19 protein-coding genes are annotated in these 16,791 nt (G+C 53.9%); 8 read left to right on the top strand and 11 right to left on the bottom strand.

Annotated elements, in window-relative coordinates:
* Positions 1 to 639: 639 nt before the first annotated feature.
* The 5 genes from J2X61_RS22640 to J2X61_RS22620 are packed head-to-tail and all read right to left on the bottom strand — an operon-like array spanning position 640 to position 2,602.
* The gene (locus J2X61_RS22640) at positions 640 to 1,101 is read right to left on the bottom strand and encodes a spore germination protein GerPE (RefSeq protein ID WP_274472183.1); all 462 of its coding nucleotides are present in this window, start codon (positions 1,099 to 1,101) and stop codon (positions 640 to 642) included.
* A 3-nt stretch (positions 1,102 to 1,104) separates the two neighbouring features.
* Positions 1,105 to 1,287 (bottom strand): spore gernimation protein GerPD, encoded by a 183-nt coding sequence (locus tag J2X61_RS22635; RefSeq protein ID WP_274472184.1) that lies wholly within the window; start codon positions 1,285 to 1,287, stop codon positions 1,105 to 1,107.
* Positions 1,288 to 1,289: 2 nt separating this feature from the next.
* On the bottom strand, positions 1,290 to 2,084 hold the full coding sequence (gene gerPC / locus J2X61_RS22630; protein ID WP_274472185.1) for a spore germination protein GerPC: 795 nt from the start codon (positions 2,082 to 2,084) through the stop codon (positions 1,290 to 1,292).
* Positions 2,085 to 2,126: 42 nt separating this feature from the next.
* Positions 2,127 to 2,336, bottom strand: coding sequence for a spore germination protein GerPB (locus J2X61_RS22625; RefSeq protein WP_274472186.1), 210 nt, complete (start codon positions 2,334 to 2,336; stop codon positions 2,127 to 2,129).
* Positions 2,337 to 2,374: 38 nt separating this feature from the next.
* A complete protein-coding gene (locus tag J2X61_RS22620; protein ID WP_274472187.1) occupies positions 2,375 to 2,602 on the bottom strand; it encodes a spore germination protein in 228 nt (75 codons plus the stop codon).
* A gap of 139 nt (positions 2,603 to 2,741) precedes the next feature.
* Between J2X61_RS22620 and J2X61_RS22615 the strand changes: the two genes are divergently transcribed.
* Complete coding sequence (locus J2X61_RS22615; RefSeq protein ID WP_310190746.1) at positions 2,742 to 3,197, top strand: Hsp20/alpha crystallin family protein; 456 nt, start codon at positions 2,742 to 2,744, stop codon at positions 3,195 to 3,197.
* An 84-nt stretch (positions 3,198 to 3,281) separates the two neighbouring features.
* Here the strand turns inward: J2X61_RS22615 and J2X61_RS22610 are convergent, their stop codons facing one another.
* The 3 genes from J2X61_RS22610 to J2X61_RS22600 all read right to left on the bottom strand — a co-directional run bounded on the left by J2X61_RS22610 (position 3,282) and on the right by J2X61_RS22600 (position 6,133).
* Entirely contained in the window at positions 3,282 to 3,806 is a 525-nt protein-coding gene (locus J2X61_RS22610; protein WP_310190743.1) for a C40 family peptidase, read from the bottom strand.
* A gap of 204 nt (positions 3,807 to 4,010) precedes the next feature.
* Positions 4,011 to 5,384 carry a sensor histidine kinase gene (locus J2X61_RS22605; protein WP_274472190.1) on the bottom strand — a complete coding sequence of 458 codons (1,374 nt, stop codon included), beginning with the start codon at positions 5,382 to 5,384 and terminating at the stop codon, positions 4,011 to 4,013.
* On the bottom strand, positions 5,381 to 6,133 hold the full coding sequence (locus tag J2X61_RS22600; protein ID WP_274472191.1) for a response regulator transcription factor: 753 nt from the start codon (positions 6,131 to 6,133) through the stop codon (positions 5,381 to 5,383). Before J2X61_RS22600 ends, J2X61_RS22605 begins: the two co-directional genes overlap by 4 nt.
* Before the next feature lie 215 nt (positions 6,134 to 6,348).
* Here J2X61_RS22600 and J2X61_RS22595 point away from each other — a divergent pair, with 215 nt between their 5' ends.
* On the top strand, positions 6,349 to 6,672 hold the full coding sequence (locus J2X61_RS22595) for a hypothetical protein (RefSeq protein ID WP_274472192.1): 324 nt from the start codon (positions 6,349 to 6,351) through the stop codon (positions 6,670 to 6,672).
* 72 nt (positions 6,673 to 6,744) lie between these two features.
* Here J2X61_RS22595 and J2X61_RS22590 read toward each other — a convergent pair whose 3' ends face one another.
* Entirely contained in the window at positions 6,745 to 7,710 is a 966-nt protein-coding gene (locus J2X61_RS22590) for an aldolase catalytic domain-containing protein (protein ID WP_274472193.1), read from the bottom strand.
* A 168-nt stretch (positions 7,711 to 7,878) separates the two neighbouring features.
* Between J2X61_RS22590 and J2X61_RS22585 the strand changes: the two genes are divergently transcribed.
* The 4 genes from J2X61_RS22585 (at position 7,879) to J2X61_RS22570 (ending at position 11,679) form a co-directional block, all read left to right on the top strand.
* Positions 7,879 to 8,706, top strand: coding sequence for an inositol monophosphatase family protein (locus J2X61_RS22585; RefSeq protein ID WP_310190738.1), 828 nt, complete (start codon positions 7,879 to 7,881; stop codon positions 8,704 to 8,706).
* A 70-nt stretch (positions 8,707 to 8,776) separates the two neighbouring features.
* Positions 8,777 to 9,187, top strand: coding sequence for a hypothetical protein (locus J2X61_RS22580; RefSeq protein WP_274472195.1), 411 nt, complete (start codon positions 8,777 to 8,779; stop codon positions 9,185 to 9,187).
* Positions 9,188 to 9,364: 177 nt separating this feature from the next.
* A complete protein-coding gene (locus J2X61_RS22575; protein WP_310190735.1) occupies positions 9,365 to 10,144 on the top strand; it encodes a hypothetical protein in 780 nt (259 codons plus the stop codon).
* 179 nt (positions 10,145 to 10,323) lie between these two features.
* A complete protein-coding gene (locus J2X61_RS22570; protein WP_310190733.1) occupies positions 10,324 to 11,679 on the top strand; it encodes a dicarboxylate/amino acid:cation symporter in 1,356 nt (451 codons plus the stop codon).
* Between the two features lie 100 nt (positions 11,680 to 11,779).
* Here J2X61_RS22570 and J2X61_RS22565 read toward each other — a convergent pair whose 3' ends face one another.
* Together J2X61_RS22565 and J2X61_RS22560 are read right to left on the bottom strand one after the other, a co-directional pair.
* Entirely contained in the window at positions 11,780 to 13,033 is a 1,254-nt protein-coding gene (locus J2X61_RS22565) for a BaiN/RdsA family NAD(P)/FAD-dependent oxidoreductase (RefSeq protein WP_274472198.1), read from the bottom strand.
* 226 nt (positions 13,034 to 13,259) lie between these two features.
* A complete protein-coding gene (locus tag J2X61_RS22560) occupies positions 13,260 to 14,138 on the bottom strand; it encodes an FAD:protein FMN transferase (protein ID WP_310190729.1) in 879 nt (292 codons plus the stop codon).
* 232 nt (positions 14,139 to 14,370) lie between these two features.
* Between J2X61_RS22560 and J2X61_RS22555 the strand changes: the two genes are divergently transcribed.
* Together J2X61_RS22555 and J2X61_RS22550 are read left to right on the top strand one after the other, a co-directional pair.
* On the top strand, positions 14,371 to 15,054 hold the full coding sequence (locus tag J2X61_RS22555; protein ID WP_274472200.1) for a response regulator transcription factor: 684 nt from the start codon (positions 14,371 to 14,373) through the stop codon (positions 15,052 to 15,054).
* The gene (locus tag J2X61_RS22550; protein ID WP_310190725.1) at positions 15,051 to 16,571 is read left to right on the top strand and encodes a sensor histidine kinase; all 1,521 of its coding nucleotides are present in this window, start codon (positions 15,051 to 15,053) and stop codon (positions 16,569 to 16,571) included. Before J2X61_RS22555 ends, J2X61_RS22550 begins: the two co-directional genes overlap by 4 nt.
* Positions 16,572 to 16,791: the final 220 nt, after the last annotated feature.

The following is a 16,791-nucleotide window of genomic DNA, read 5'->3' as shown; positions in this document are numbered from 1 at the left end:
AGGGAGCCGTTATTTGCTGGAATTCGGCGGATTCGCCCGGTTTTGAGGCAAATAACGTCGCTGGAGTCCGTTAGAATCGTGGAGCGCCCCAGAACCGCGGAATAAGCGCTGCTGTGTCCGTTAGCTTGCCGGTGATTCACTCGCACGGACGCACATGCTAGTGCTCGGCCCCTGGATACCACAGGCGCCGCTTGCGCTAACGGACACCAGAGCCGTTAATCGGGCGAAAATGGGGCGTCCTCAGCGCTAACGGACCAGGGAGCCGTTATTTGCTGGAATTCGGGCGGATTTGCCCGGTTTTGAGGCAAATAACGTCGCTGGAGTCCGTTAGAATCGTGGAGCGGCCCAGAATCGCGGAATAAGCGCGGCTGTGTCCGTTAGCTTATCTCAGGGGCAAGTAAGGCGCCCTGTCAGAAAATAAAAGTACAGCTAAATCATCTGATTTAGCTGTACTTTTTGCGCATTTTTGCACCGTCCCATCCGCAGCCGAGCGGAGGATGGTGATCTTACATCAGCCCCATCATAAGCCGCGGAGGATGGTGATCTTACATCAGCCCCATCCGCAGCCGAGCGGAGGATGGTGATCTTACATCAGCCCCATCATAAGCCGTGGAGGATGGTGATCTCACGTCAGCCCCATCATAAGCCAAGCGGCGGCTTGATGGCAGGGAGCAGATCGCCGATGACGTCCGCCTTCCCCAAATTGATGAAAGTGGTCTGCTCCTTGGGGCCGGGTTTGTTCGTGACGAATTGGCGAATGTTCATGACTCGGGATTCTCCGCTGGAGATGCGGTTGCTGCCGATCTGCAGCACGGACGTAGCGGAGAGGCCCAGGATGCGAAGACCTCGTACCCGAATGAAGGAGCCCAAGTTATCCACACACATTGTGAAAGGCTCCGGGGGCTGAGGGATCGGGATCGGGCGCCGATAGAACGGATAGGCTTTGAAGCTTCCCTCATTGCCGTAATAAATCGGCACCTCGCGCTGCACGGCGAAGACGTTGGTATTCAGCGCGGTATTGACGTTATCTCCGACCTGCATCACGCTGCTGATGCTGATGGAATTAACATAGACGTAGCCCACGATCGATAGACGGGCCACTGGCTACACCTCCGCTGGAAGCGGGACGAACGGAGAGATGATGACGGATTCCGGCGGCGTGTCGAACATCGAGGACAGAGAAATGACCTCCGTATCGCCGATAAGGAAGATCGATGAACTCGCTACCCCGACGATGCGGACATCGCCAACGAAAATTTGCTTGTTTTCCACTTGCAAGTTGAACATGGCTATCCCTCTTTTCTTGGCAGACTGGATATGTAGTTTTCGATTGCCGAAATGATGTCCTGCTTAGTCTTCTCAACGATGCTTGTCGTTACGGCTTCCATCGGTTCTTTGAACCCGACGCCGCGGTACTGGTTGACGTAATGCTGGATTCGGTTGTCCAATTGTTTGCGGATATCGTCGATAATAAGCTCCTTATAGTCTTCATCCAGATGATACTGGTATTTCTGTTCCAGATTGAGCATGTCAGCTTGAACGCCATACTGCAAATATTGGGCGATGCTGTCCCAAACGTCCCGCTGTACGCCGGATCCGGTGGTGCTGCGCGGTTGTTCCTGCTGCCCCTGCCGCGATTCCTGGCCTTGACCCGAGCCTTTTCCTTGACCGGCACCCTGAGTGTGCCGCTTCTTAGATCCGATTTCCGGAGCAATCACTTGCTCAGGCCCGATCCCCAATTCCTGCCCCTGAACCTGCGCCTGCTGTCCTTGGAAGAAAGGGTTCTGATCCTGACCGGCCGTATCCTTCCCGACTGAGGCACCATTGACTGTGAAATCATCAACGTTATCCAGTGAGCTTGGGCTGATGCCGATGGTTAGCGTTCCGTCGAGCTTCTCCACTTTGAGTTGATCGAAGTTATACTCGATTTTATCGATGTGGAACCTTTTCTGATCTTTCAAGGCATCGAGGTCCGATTGCAGCTTTTTGACGGTCGTTTCGAGCTCGTCGATCCTCCGCTTCTGCGTTTCGATAAAGGAACAGACCTGCTCAGCCCATTGCTGCCATGTAATCAAGTTAGGCAATGTATGGCACCTCCTTCCGATATGGTTAGGCCAGGCGGCAGCTTAAGTGGGTGGCGGCAAACGCACGAGGGCGACCGGGTTGACCGGGCTTGAGCCAAGCTCCGGGGTGGGTTCGACAAAGCCGCCGGTATTATAAAGATTGGATAACGAGCGGATCGATCCCGCGGTGCCAATCTGGAGCACGGAGGAGTTGGCCACGGAGTTCACTTTCAGCTGTTGAATCATGATGGTTTGATGAATGATCATGTTCATAGTGGAGGAACACCTCGCTATCCTTGAAGTCGCTCATACTAGACGATCACTCCGCTAGTGGCGTTCGCTTCGATGAGATCGGAATCATTGGTCACGGTCGTGCTGTAGGCATTATACACGCGCGGGAAATCTCCCGTATTGAAAGAGCCTGCGCCAGCAAAAGTTTTGGATGAACTGTTAGGGGCGATGATGAAGGTATCGCCGAAGTGGACGACAGAGCTAGACCCCACGCTGATAATTTTCACGGTTCCTACGATTGACGGCATAGTCGGTCTCCCTTGTTTCAGGCTTTATCTCACCTTCAGTATATGAGGGTATTCGCCTAGAGGTGACCTGTTTTCAGGACGGTGTCACATTCGCGAGTAGGCACATATACTGGTGCATGAGATAAAGGAGGTGATGGGCATGAACGGCTTTAATCGTCATCCTTGGCTGAAGTGGGAGCAGGTTGAGAAGTTCCTTGGGCAAAAGCTGCCTTTCGGTGAAAAAGGGCAGACCTTTCTAGATAATATGACGTGGGTTGAGGGATATGTACAGGACATGCTGAAAAAAGCGATGCCGGGCCTGAGTGCAAGCATGTCCACCCATGAGGCGGAATCGGAAATCTTCGAAACGCACGAACACGTTATCATTAAAGTGAAAATTCCGAAGGGGGAAGACCCGAAAGCGCTGCAGGTGTTCGTCAAATCGAACCAGTTGAAGCTGACGGGCTTTCTGAGCGGCAACAGCAAGATTGTGAAGCTGCCGACGCTTGTATTGCCCAGAACGGCGAGAGCGAGCTATAAGCAGCGTCAGCTGCAGATCAGGGTGCGCAAGCGCGGTTTGAAGGAGAATTACGTGGAGACGTACATTCGCTATTAAGCGTGCTGCACGGCAACTGAAAAAAGCATCCCGGCGGGATGCTTTTTTTGAACCGTTCTTTATGGATAAGCTTATAACTGATTCCTACAGTACGCGGCGAGCCGTCATGTAACGGGAGGACCAAGTGCCGCTGTGGATGTTCGTGATGCGTACGCCGCCGGCGCCGTAAGTGTGCAGCAGATTGCCGTTGCCCATGTAGATCGCAACATGGTTAATTACGCCCGGTTTGCCGGGAATCGAGAAGAACACCAAGTCGCCTGTGCGTAGGTTGCTTCTGGATACGTAGCTGCCTACGTGCGCTTGATTTTTGGACGCACGAGGCAAGCTGACGCCTACGCGTTTGAACACGTATTGCGTGAAGGACGAGCAGTCGAATGTCCGGGTCTGACCGGCTTTCGCACCGAATTGATAAGGTCGGCCCAAATAATTTTTCCCGATCGAGATGACACTGCTTGCACGGGAAGTCGCCGTGATGGACGCATCGATTGTCGTTGCATCCGTAGCCGCGTTAGCTTGATGAGGCGTGGAGATCATACCGGCGGATAATCCTATAGAAACGGTCAATGCCGTAATTGCTAATGTTTTGTACCATTTAGTTTGCTTCTTCATCTGTGTTTCCTCCTAAAGTTGAGTTGTTTGAACGGCTCTTCGCCAGACTCTTCTATGTGAGTAACTTTGGGTTGTCTCGTTGACATGAACCCAGTATACCAGATGAAAAATAACCTATTATTTACCTTGCAACCTTTTTCACTATGCGGTTACTGGCATTATGGTGCTTTCTGAGAAAACCGTGAGAATCGTATTAAAATGTTTTTATTGACACGCTTTCAAAAGCTTCGCGGTCACGGTAGTCCCTTGCCCCACGCGGCTTTCCACTTCGATGGCGCCCCCATGCTTCTGCACGATATGAAGGGCGATGGCGAGCCCGAGACCAACTCCGCCTTGCTTCCGGTTCCTTGCTTTATCGCTCCGGTAGAACCGGTCGAACAAGTGGGGGATATCGCTTTCGGCGATGCCTATCCCGTAATCGGTGACCTGGAGGACCACCCATTTGTTCTCAAGGAGGCCGATGGTGAGCATGACCTTCCGTCCGCTGTACTTCAACGCGTTATCGAGCAAAATGATCAGGAGCTGCCGGATTTGATGGGAGTCTCCGGTCATGAGCAGCTCCTCGGCGTCAGGCTCCAGCTGCCGCACAACTTCAATTTCCCTGCCGGAGGTCAGGCGCAGCGAGGCGGCCGTCTGCTCGGCGAGCGGCAATAAATCGAAGGTGATGCCCTGCTCGCAGTTCTGACGCACAACATCGGTGAGGGAAAGCAGGTTCTGGGTCAACTGCTTCAGATGGGCGGATTCGGCGATGATCGCCTCCAGCGCTTCTTCCCGCAGTTTCTCATCATGGAGCGCCCACCTCCGCAGTAAGCTCGCATAGCTCTCGATAATCGTAAGCGGTGTGCGCAGCTCGTGAGAGGCATCGGCGAGAAACTGCTCCTGCTTCAGGAACATATCCTGCAGCCTGTCGATCATTCGGTTGAAAGTGGCGCCGAGCTTCATCAATTCATCGTTCGAGTCTTTGGTCTGCAAGTCGATATGCCGGAACGAGCCGCTCTCCTCAATGTTCTGCATCGTAGCAACGAAGTGCTGCAGCGGCTGGAAGAGGACGTTCGTATAGAAATAACCCCCGATAAGCGCCAGAATCAGCGTCCCGGTAGAGGTTAGCAGAAGCACGGAGACGAGCATATCCGCGTATTGGTCCAGCCTGCGCAGGCTTCGCCCGATTTCCAACGTTGCAACCTGGTGGCCTTCTTTGAAAACCGGCATTTTCACAAAAACGAAAATCCCGTCCGATGCGGTTTCGACGTTTACCGTATCTTTATTCACATAGGCAGGCGGATAGTTCAGCAGAACGGTTTCCGAACTGACTTGATAGATGACCTCTCCGTTCGGAGCGACATAGCGCAGCATCTCCTGCGGGATCAGCAGTTCATCCAATTGCGAATTGTTGCGCCAGTACTCCGGGTGGTTCGGCAGATCCCGCAGCAGGAGCGTTCTCGCCTTCTCCTTCAGCAAGTCGGCCTCGCCATTGGTCGTCACCCGGATGAACATATAGTAGACGAGGGTAAAGGAGATAAAAAGGATCATCATCAGCCCGACGGCGACCCCGAGCGTAATTTTCAGCTTCAGACTCATAGCGGCTTCTGCTCGGCCGGCTGCATTTCGTCGTCCGGATCTTTATCCGGCGGCACCGATTCCGCTTTCAGCAAATAACCGACTCCGCGTATCGTCTGAATGAGCTTGGAGGAGAATGATTTATCCACCTTCTGCCGGAGATAGCGGATATAGACGTCGACAACGTTCGTGTCCCCGACGAAATCGTAGCCCCACACCTCGGAAATAATCTGCTCCCGCGTCATCACTTCGTCCTGATGCTGAATCAGGAAGCGCAGCAGCTCGAATTCCGTCGGTGTCAGTTCGATCGCTGTTCCTTCGCGGACAACGGCTCTGCTCTTCAAGTCCATCGTCAGGTCATCGACTTTCAACAGATGCGGTTGCTCGGCGGGCTGCTCCTGCAGGCTTCTCTGCCGCAGCAGGCTGCGGATACGAGCCAGCAGCTCCACCGTCGCGAACGGTTTGGTCACATAGTCGTTGGCTCCTTGATCCAAGCCGCTGACACGATCCGAAACGGCATCGCGTGCGGTCAGCAAAATGATAGGGAGCGCAGCGTTCACCTGGCGGATGCGGCGCAAGACTTCCAGGCCGCTGAGCTCCGGCAGCATGACGTCCAGCAGAATTAGGTCCCAATCGGTCTCGGACAAGGCTGTTTCCAATCCCGAGCGCCCATCCGGCCTCGTATGTACTTCATAGCCCTCATGCTCTAGCTCCAGTTTCAGCACACGGGCAATGCGTTCTTCGTCCTCGATCAGCAATATGCGGCTCATGCGGAAAGATGTCACTCCCATTCCCGCCTGAAGCGGGTGTCAATTCGTCCTCTTAGTTTCTCAGGCCCGGCACGTTTACATACATGCACACCCGTATTCGGAGGAATCTGGAATCCCGCAAGCCCAGTCTTGCTTGAAACGTCCATTCGCCTAGTCCACGTTCACCCTTCCCGACATAAACTAGCACAGAGAAAACCGGCAAAGGAGCAGGATGCATGAGCATATCACCGGACAAAAGGGTGCGCGCCAAGACGATACAGCGAGTGGCGATATTGCTGCAGGATCAGGATGCAATCGGAAGAGTCTATGTGGAGCTTGAAGGCGGATTGAAGTCGCGCGAAGTGATGGTCGAAGCGTTGAAACGATTGGAGGATGGCTTGATTTATGCCGATGAGAATTGCAAAGAGGTTATCAATAGCGAATATATTGAATTATCCCGTAAAAAAGGAACGGGCCGCCGGGACGAAGAGGAGTTCATCTTCCTGATTGACCGGGAATATGCCGAGGATTACGTCGTTTCCGCCAAAATTATTAAATAAAAGAAAACCCCTTGCCGGGGTTCAAGGTAAAGCCTTGAACCTGCGGGCAAGGGGTTTGTTCACCAATGCACATTAGCCTTTGTGGGAAGCAGGCACAGTCTCGACGGAAGTCAAACGGTCGTAGAAATCGACGAAGTTGTTTCTTTCCGGGGAGCTAAGCTGCGCCATCGCAGTACGCGGATGCTCATCCAGCGCGCCGACGATCATATAGGGGATGAGGTAACCCCAGTCCCACTTCTCGCGCATCGTGATCATGTGCTTTTCAATGATTTCAAGCACAGGACGGATGTCGTAGCGAGCGCCTTTCAGGTAGCTGAGCAGCAGCTCCGTCGTACAGTTGCCGGCTGCGCGGCCCATGCCGTACACGGAGGAGTCCAGGAACGATACGCCTCTGGAAGCGCCCGTAATCGTGTTGGCGAAAGCAAGCTGCATATTGTTGTGCATATGCAAGCCGAGCTCTTTCTCCGGCAGCAAGCGCTGGAACTTGGTCACGAGATAGTCGATATCTTTGGGAGCCATGCTGCCGTAGGAGTCTACGATGTAGACGACGTCAACCGGGCTTTTGTTAATTTCTTCGAAAGCTTCAACGAGCTCATTCTCCATAACGTGGGAAAGCGCCATGATATTCAAGGACGTTTCGTAGCCCATGTCATTAAACTTCTGTACAAGCTCAAGACCTTTGTCCACATCTTTGATGTAGCAAGCGACGCGAATCAGGTCAAGCAAGCTGTCTTCACGAGGCAAAATATCCTTCTCGTCCACACGGCCGATATCTACAAGAGCGGAAAGCTTGGTATCTGTCTTCTTGGTAATCACATCGCGCAGGAACGCTTCGTTTAAGAATCTCCACGGTCCGGAAGCTCCGCCTTTCAGCAGCTTCTCCGAGTTTTTGTAGCCAATTTCCATATATTCTACACCGGCTGCACTTAAGCCGCGATACATGTCTTGGACAAACTCCACACTAAAATCCCAATCGTTCACCAGACCGCCGTCCCGAATCGTACAATCCAAAATCTTGTGTTGATGATGCTTAACCATGCTCCGTATAGCCCCTTTCGACTGCTCATGTCGCTTAAGATTTTGCTATATTATCACTTATGAAGAGGTGGCTTGTCAATGCAGCAGGCTTCATATCTGTCAACTTTTGCAGGCAACATATGGTAAAATGGTCGAAGTGTGATAGATCCTGTCAGGGGGAATGGCTGAATGAATCGTAACGAATTGACGCATGCCAGAGAGATTGCCGCACAAGCGGCGAAGAAAGCAGGGGAGTTGGCCAGAGAGAGGTTCGGCAGCAAGCTGGCTGTTCAGCATAAGGATGATCGGGGCGATTTGGTGACGGAGATTGATGAGAAAGCGGATCAGTTGATTGTCGCCGCTATCGCGGCGGCGTTCCCGGAGCACCGGATCTATAGCGAAGAGGCCGGCGAAGGCGGAGCGGCCAGCGAGTGGGTGTGGCATGTCGATCCGCTGGACGGGACGAACAATTATGCGCTGGGCATCCCGCTTTACGGGGTTTCCGTCTCTTTGAGCTATCAGGGCCGGATTATGCTGGGCGTCGTCCATGACTCGGCACTGGGGATCGGGTATTCGGCCGTGAAAGATGAAGGCGCATGGCAGGATGGCATCAAGCTGAAAGCGCAGCCCGGCGGCGCATTGGCCAAATCCACGATTTCGTGGATTCAAGGCCATGGCGTGGGCAAAGACGACCGGGACGCCCTTAAGCTCAGACATCATCTGGAGCACTCGTTGAAAAGGGTGCTGCGCGTATGGGCGCCGTCCCTAACGTGGGCGATGCTTGCCAGAGGGGACCTGCACGGTATTGTCCTGTACAATTCCGAGGGTGAGGATTTGTATGCGGGGCTGCTGCTGGCGCAGGAGGCGGGGGTGAAGGTGACGGACTTCGCCGGTCGCCAGCTTGCTGTACTGGGCGGTGCCGCGCCGCAAGAAGCGGAACTGCCGCCTTGCATCGTGGCCGCGGTGCCTGCGTATCATGACGAGCTGCTGCGATTGGTGCAGGATGCGTTGAAATAGAATAGGAGGGGAACAAGTTGCAGAAGCTAATGGCAGACTTTTCATTTAGTGGAAGAAAGGATGCTAGAGGATGAAGAACTTTGTTCCTATTTTTTTTGAATTCGAGAAGGAGCGGGATGCCCTGCTGGCCCTCGATACGCTCGAGGAGCTGGGCTACAAGCCTGAGCTGCTGGAAGGCGAGCGGTCGACGCTGCACATCCATCTCGACGATCAGGAGATGACCTCAGCGCTCGAGATCGCGCAGGCTCACGGCGGTCGCTTGGTGGAGCGGCAGCCTGAGCAGCAATCGGAGGCGTCGGCATACGCGATGGCCTACGACCTCGAGGGCTCGATCCGCATTCCGGCGCACACGGTGAATGAGGATTGGCCCGACGGCTATGCCGCCTCGACGGACGCCGACGCCGTGCCTAGCGACGAGGAGGCGGCCTTCGACCCGTCCTCGGACGACTACAACCATTTCAGCGCCGGCATTCGTATCTGACATTCGGCAAGAAGCTCATACCGCTGCTGGAGGGGGCGGAGCCGACCGCTTGGGACTGGCCGGCTTTGACCCGGGCGGCCGCCTTTTTATGGCAGATGGCTTCTGAAGGCGTAACTTTTCGCAGGCTGCAAACGTCTGGTAGATATAGGAAGCCAAACGGAGAAGGAGCGGGTCGCGATGAGAAGACGTTACGTAGGGGCTGCATGGGCAGCGGTACTCGTCAGTTTGATGGCGGGATGTATGGATGATCGAGCGGTGAATGGCAATGCAGGCGGGAGTCCAAGCGCGAGCGGAAGCCTTGCGGGCACCATCTCGCCGGCGCCTAGCACTGCTCCAACCGTATCTGCCCCGCCGGTGAAGAAGCCGAATCCGGTGACAGCGGAACCGTCCGCCACGGCACAGCCGACGAAGCAGCCTGTGCCGACGTCTTACGCGAAGGAAGCCGATGCGAAGAAAGCGATCGAGCAGCGTGCCCAAGACACGGTCCAAGCGCTCAAGGACCACGATATGAGCAAGCTCGCGAAGCTCGTGCATCCGAAGAAGGGCGTGCAATTTTCGCCGTATTCCCACATTGACACTACGCATGATGTCCGAGTCCAAGGAAGCGGACTGGACGCGCTATGGACAGATACCAACACAACGCATTGGGGCACGTTGGACGGCTCGGGCGACCCGATCGATCTGACTTTCCCGGATTATTGGAACAAATTCGTATACAACCAAGATTTTGCAGCGGCGCCGCAAACCAGCTACAACACGATTCTAGGCAAAGGGAATATGGTCAACAATGTGTTCAGCATCTACCCGGTTGCGTCGTTCATTACAGTAGAATATCATTTCCCTGGCATCGATCCGCAGTTTCAGGGAATGGACTGGACCAGCCTGCGGCTCGTTTATGAGAACTCGGGCGGACAATGGTACTTGGTGGCGGTCGTACATGATCAGCACACAATGTAAACTTCGTTCGTAAATCGGTTTGCAATTCGCAAGAAAACCGCATTTTACCTCGCTTTTTCGAAGGTAAAGTTCGGTTTTTTTTGCGTTTTTGAAAATTAACCATTGACAGGTAACTCCTTATGTCATATTCTTATGGCATTAACCCGAGTAAGTACGTAGGAATTAAGGAGATGATTCTAGTGCAAAACAACCTGGTCACCGCATTTTCAACGAACTGGGTCAGCTTAGTTGTATCCATTCTCATTATTGGTTTGCTGTTTTTCTTGGCCAGAAAAAGAGTAAGCTTCGGAAACCGCGTTTTCATCGGTTTGGGTCTCGGACTGGTAGCCGGTATCGTATTTAACCAACTGCATTTGGAGTATAAGAGTGTAAGCACGATCGGAACGATTTATGTCAACTTGATCAAAATGCTCGTTATGCCTCTAGTCCTCATCCTTGTTATTAATAGTATTTCTTCATTATCTTCGTTAGGCCAGCTTCGCAAATTGGGGCTGAAAACGATCGGCTGGTTCTTGTTAACAACCGGTATCGCCGCCATCATCGGTCTGGTCGTTGCGCTGGCAATCGATCCGGGCAACGGGATTGCACAGGCTGTGCAGAAAGATTTCAAAGCAAGAGAAATTCCGACGTTCTCCCAAGTTATCCTCGATCTGGTGCCTTCTAACCCGATCAATGACATGGCCACAGGCAAAGTCGTGCCGGTTCTGATCTTCGCGATCTTCGTAGCCGTAGCGATCGTACACATCGGCTCCAAGAAGCCGGAAAGCGTTGAAGCAGTCAAATCTTTCATCACTTCGGCTACAGCGGTCGTTCACCAAGTCGTCAAGTATGTCATTCGTCTGACACCTTACGGTGTATTCGCACTAATCGCAGCTATGGCGGCGAAGTACGGTTTGGAAACACTCGCTCCGTTAGCGAAAATTATTTTGACTTCGTATGTGGCATTAATCATCCACTTCGTCCTGATCTTCGGCGGATTGGTGCTGCTGGTGGCGAAAGTTAACCCGATTAAATTTTTCAAAAAGGCGTATCCGACCATCGCTGTCGCATTTACAACACGAAGCAGCTATGCAACGCTGCCGGTGAACTTGGAAGTCATCACGAAGCGCCTTCGCGTATCCCCGCGTATTGCTTCCTTCGTAGCGCCGCTTGGCGCAACGATGAACTTCAATGGCTGCGGCGGGGTTTGGCCGGCGGTTGTGGCGATCTTCGTAGCGAAGGTTTACAATCTTCCGATGGGGCCGTCCGAGTATTTCATTCTTATCCTGGTGAGCGTCATTTCCTCCATCGGTGTGGCAGGCGTTCCGGGTCCGGCGGCCATCTCGACGACGGTTGTATTAACAGCTCTTGGCTTGCCTCTGGAAGGTATGGGGCTTGTGCTTGGCGTTGAGGCGCTGATCGACATGGGTCGTACAGCGGTTAACGCAACGGGCACAACGGTTACGGCGCTGCTTGTAGCGGAATCCGAAGGGGAATTCGACCGTGTGGCATTCGATCGTGACGAGGAAGACGATCTCGAAGCGGTTACAGCATAATAAATTAGCAAAAAGGCTGTCCGAAGTCATATTAATGACTCGGGCAGCCTTTTTTTATGTTCAAAAGCATCTGACGGAACCGACGGAGGTGCTTCCGCATTTAGGGCTGAGCCGCGCTGGTGCCGGCCGTGTAGCCGGTTGAGAAAGCGGCTGTAATATTATATCCGCCGGTATAGCCGTGAATGTCCAGCACCTCGCCGCAGAAGTACAGCCCGTTCACCAGCTTCGATTGCATCGTGCTCGGCTCGATTTCTTTGAGATGGACGCCGCCGCCTGTCACGAAGGCTTCCTCAATCGACAGCGTGCCGTGAATGCGCACGGGGAAAGCTTTCATCAGCTTGCAGAGCTCGAGCCATTTCTGCTTCGGAATGTTATCGTACGTCAGCTGCTCGTCCAGACCGGTTCGCTCCAGCAGCATCGGGATCAGGCGCTCGGAGAGCAGCCCTTTGAGCACATTCTTAATCGCTTTCTTGGCCTCGGCCTGTGCCAGCGCCATGCTCTCTTTATACACATCGTCCGCACTTCGATCCGGGAAGAGATCCACAGTGAGCAGCACCTCCCGGCGCTCCGACTTGGCCAGCTCCTTCACGACGAACTGGGAGCAGCGCAGAGCGATCGGGCCGGACAGTCCGAAGTGGGTGAAGAGCATGTCTCCCCGGTGGGAGACGATGGCCTTCCCTTTCGCGTTCCACACGGTCAGGGACACGTCCCGCAAGGAAAGCCCCTGCAGCTCGCGGCCGCGGATCCAGGCTTCCTTCGAGGTCAGTGGAACCTCGGTCGGGAAGAGCGGCGTGATCGTATGCCCGCCCGCCTCGGCCCAGGCGTAACCGTCTCCCGTGGAGCCGGTGTGCGGGACCGAGCAGCCTCCCGAAGCGATGATGACGGCGCGGCTGTTCAGCTTCTCGCCGGAATGAAGCTGGACGCCTTGGACGGCTCCGTCTTGGTACAGCACTCTCTTCACCGGGCTGTTCGTCCGGATCTCCACGCCCTGCTTGCGCACTTGGCCGATCAACGCGTCTACGACGGTCTTGGCCTTGTCGCTGACGGGAAACATTCGGCCGTTATCCTCTTCCTTCAAGGGAATGCCTAATCCTTCAAAGAATTCGATAATGTGCCTGTTGCCGAACTGCGTAAGAGCGCTGTACAGGAAGCGCCCGTTGCCCGGAATATGCTTGATCAGCTCGTCCATATCCTTGTTGTTCGTAACGTTGCACCGGCCGCCTCCGGAAATCCCCAGCTTGCGGCCCAGCTTATCCCCTTTATCCAGAAGAAGCACCCGGGCTCCCTGCCGGCTTGCCGCAATACTGGCCATGAGGCCGGCCGAGCCTCCGCCGATGACGATGACATCATACATCCTGCAATACCTCTCGTTCATTTTTGGAAAATTGTATCACGATTTCGATCCAAACCCAAATGATACGAGGGGAGAATCCGCTCTTCCGAAGAGCAGAGCAATACATGTACGCCGCATTATACTAACAACCTGTGGATAACTTGTTGATAAGAACCCGCGGATTGTGGGTAAATCCTCAGGGTATTGTGGATAATGTGCGCAATTATGTGGATAAAGGTTCCAAGTCTTAGGATACCTTATCTTGAAAATGATAGTGATCGATGTGCATATCGATCCATCTGCGCTGCAGGGAGGCCTTGTTCCCGAAGTAGTGGAGCTCTTGTGCAGACGAAAGGACAACCGCCTCGCATACAGATGTGCGTGCGCCCATCAGCTTCAGGCCCTCTTGGATCCCGAGCTGCGCCAGCGTCTTTGCCCATACCTGGCACTCCACGAGATCTTGCCCGGCTACGGTGCATTGCACGACGTCGCTTACGGGCCCCGAGGCAGGATGCTCGAGCCGGCTATAGGTCGCTAGGGAGCCTTCGGGCATCGCGACGGCGCCCAACTTGGCGCTAGGCTGCCAGGGACTCTGAATGCCGATGACCCACGGATCGATGCTTGCCAAGTTCCGGCCCCACACGGTAATAGCGCCTCCGGCCAGGATGAGGCCTTGCTCCATGGACAGCCTTTTCCGCATATATTCCGCTAACCGTTTAACCGCCCAGCCATGCTCCAGCCCCCTTAAGTCGATGTTCGAATCCTGGGGAATCTTAATCGATTTCATGGAAGGGTCGACTTCCCATTCAAGGGGAGAGGCCTGCGTGCCGTGAGCTAGAAGCGGGTTGTAGCAGCCGTCGGTTACCGCTTGGTACATTTCGGCTAGGAATAAGACCTCGAGCATGGTATTCGAGACCATGCAGTTTTCGCCGGCCAACATATTCAGCAGAGCGATTTCACTGCCCGCCAGCAGCGGATTGAACCGCTTCTCGACGTCGCGAAACCAATCTTCGGTGATTTGCGTTACAAGGGAGCGGTCTTTCTCGCCGCAGCGGAGCAGCATTTCGATTTCAGAGTCCAATGCATGGAAATGAAACGAATGAAAGGATGGGGTGATAGGCTCCATAAGGTTTCCTCTTTTCTTTGATGTCCTGCCGTTGATGAACCTATTATAGAGTCATTAACTGAGATTCAATTGATAGTTGGCTGAAAAAATACTGAAAGAAATGACCGCGGGCGGCCATTTCTCTTACTTTCAGCAAGCTTTCAGCTTGTGCTCAGGTTGCTTTTAGGCAGGATATGGGATACTGACTATAGAAAAAGTTCTGTATTGAATCGAACACGGAGGTACACACCCCATGCGCCAATTAAAAGGAATCAAAATTTTGCTCGTTGACGACGAGCCTCATATTTTAGAATTTTTGGAGCTCGGCCTGACGAATGAAGGTTTCGAAGTCATGACTGCTACGGACGGGCTCTCCGCCATTACGACGTGCAATAAATTTCAACCTCATATTGCGATTCTGGATGTGATGATGCCGGGAATGGACGGTTTCGAAGTGTGCCGGATGCTCAAGAAAACCGAGAACATCGCCGTCATTATGTTGACGGCCAAAGATGAGATCGATGACCGGGTGAAGGGGCTGACCCTCGGAGCGGACGATTACATGGTCAAGCCGTTCAGCTTTGAAGAGCTGCTGGCCCGCATCTATGCGCGGATTCGGAACCATTTTCCCAACCTATTCGGCGAGGTTGTTATCGGACCGCTCCGCATGGACGACCGGCGCAAGGAGATCAGCCTTCATGACAAAGTGCTGGAGCTGTCTCCTACGGAATATGAGCTGCTTAAATTCATGGCCATTAATCACGGCCTGGTGCTCAGCAAATCGATGATCCTGGATAAAGTCTGGGGCTACGACTTCGGTGGCGAAGAGAACATCGTGGAGGTGTACATCCGATCTTTGCGGGATAAGCTGGGCGATAAGGAGCATAAGCTGATCCGCACGATTCGCGGCGCCGGCTACCGGATGGATCTGACATGAAGCGGAAGGGCCGGTTTGCCGATCTCTTCGTGATGAGTTCCTTGAAATTTCAGCTGCTGTCCAGAACGCTGCTGGTCATGTCGGCGCTGCTGCTGCTGATTGGCGTTTTCCAATATGTCGTCATGCAGCGGTTCATGTATCAGAACAAGGCGGAGACAATCCGCAACCAGCTTGCTGCGCTTCCTCCGAATATGTGGCAGCGCTTCGGCATGCTGGACGGCCAGAGCGCGTTGATAACGAAGCAGGAGTCGAATCGGGATAACCACAATTATGGCGGAGACCTGAAAGACCCCGAACGGATATTCATCTCGGAGCTATCCATCGCCTTGATTGATAATCAAGGGAATTATAAGCTCATCTCTTCGCCATTCGCGGAGCCGACGCCTCAATTGGATCAAGCGGAGTATCTGGAGCTCATGAGCAAGAAAATGAAGCTCAATCACCGCATTATGAAGGACGCCAGCGGCAATGAGCAGCTGGTGGTGTTTCATCAGACCGGCGGAGAACGCGGCGGACCCGGCGGTCCGGGGGTTCAAGGACTAATTCAAGCCAGTGCCAGCGTCGCGCCCATTCGGGACGTTCTGTTCCAGCAGCTGCTTACGTTCGTCTTCCTTTCTTTGTTAGCTATGGTAATGGGGCTGTTAGGCTTCCTGCCTGTGTTAAGGCGGACGCTGGTTCCGCTCTCCAATATGGTCGATACGGTCAAACAGATTGATGCCGGCAACCTTAACGAGCGTTTCCCCGAGCATCAAGGACAAGTGGAGATGGATCAGCTGGCTGCTTCCTTTAACGGGATGTTGGAGCGGTTAGAGATTTCGTTTGAAGCGGAGAAGGAAGCCAAGGAGCAGATGCGCCGTTTTGCAGCCGACGCCTCGCACGAGCTGCGCACCCCGCTCACCTCGATTCACGGCTTCCTCGAGGTGCTGCTTCGCGGAGCGTATCAACAGCCGGATCAGCTGTTGAAGGCGCTGAAGAGCATGCACGGCGAATCGGTCCGCATCAAGAAATTGGTCGAAGACCTGCTCATGCTGGCCCGGCTGGACAGAACCCCCGCCTTTCAGAAGTCGGAAGGCGTTCTGGATGAGCTGCTGCATGAGATGGAGCCGCAGCTTCGCCTGCTGGCCGGGGAACGTACCGTTACGTTCAGCTTGGCGCCGCAGACCCGGTATGCGTACGATCCGGATAAAATCAAGCAGGTTGTCCTCAACCTGTTTCACAACGCCATTCAGCATACGCACCCGCTGACGGGCAAAGTCGATCTGACGCTGGAACGAACGGCGTCGGGCGTGGAGATTGCGGTGCATGACAACGGGGAGGGGATTGCCTCGGAGCATATACCGCATTTGTTCGACAGGTTCTACCGCATCGATTCCTCGCGGGCGAGAAGGAGCGGGGGCGCTGGCCTCGGCCTGTCGATTACCCACTCCATTGTGGAGCTTCATGGGGGAACGATCGAAGTGAGCAGTGTAGCAGGGGAAGGCAGCACTTTCAAGGTGCTGCTGCCCTTGGTGAAATGAAGAAGGCCCTTTCCTGGTAGATGGTCAAGACCCCAAATTGTAGACATTGAAAAAAAGCCCTATACGGCAAGCTGGCGCCGATACTCTATCGGTGTCAGCTTGTTTAGCTTTAATTGGATACGTTCTCATTATAAAATTGGATAAAAGCCTCAATTCGTTGTTGAGCTTCTTCAATCGAACGGATATCATATGGGTAGAGCGCTTCCGCTTTAAGATGCGA

Source organism: Bacillus sp. 3255, from assembly GCF_031456485.1.
Lineage (GTDB): Bacteria > Bacillota > Bacilli > Paenibacillales > NBRC-103111 > Paenibacillus_E.
Note: the sequence above shows the minus strand (reverse complement) of the source record. Positions and strands in the feature narration are given on the sequence as shown.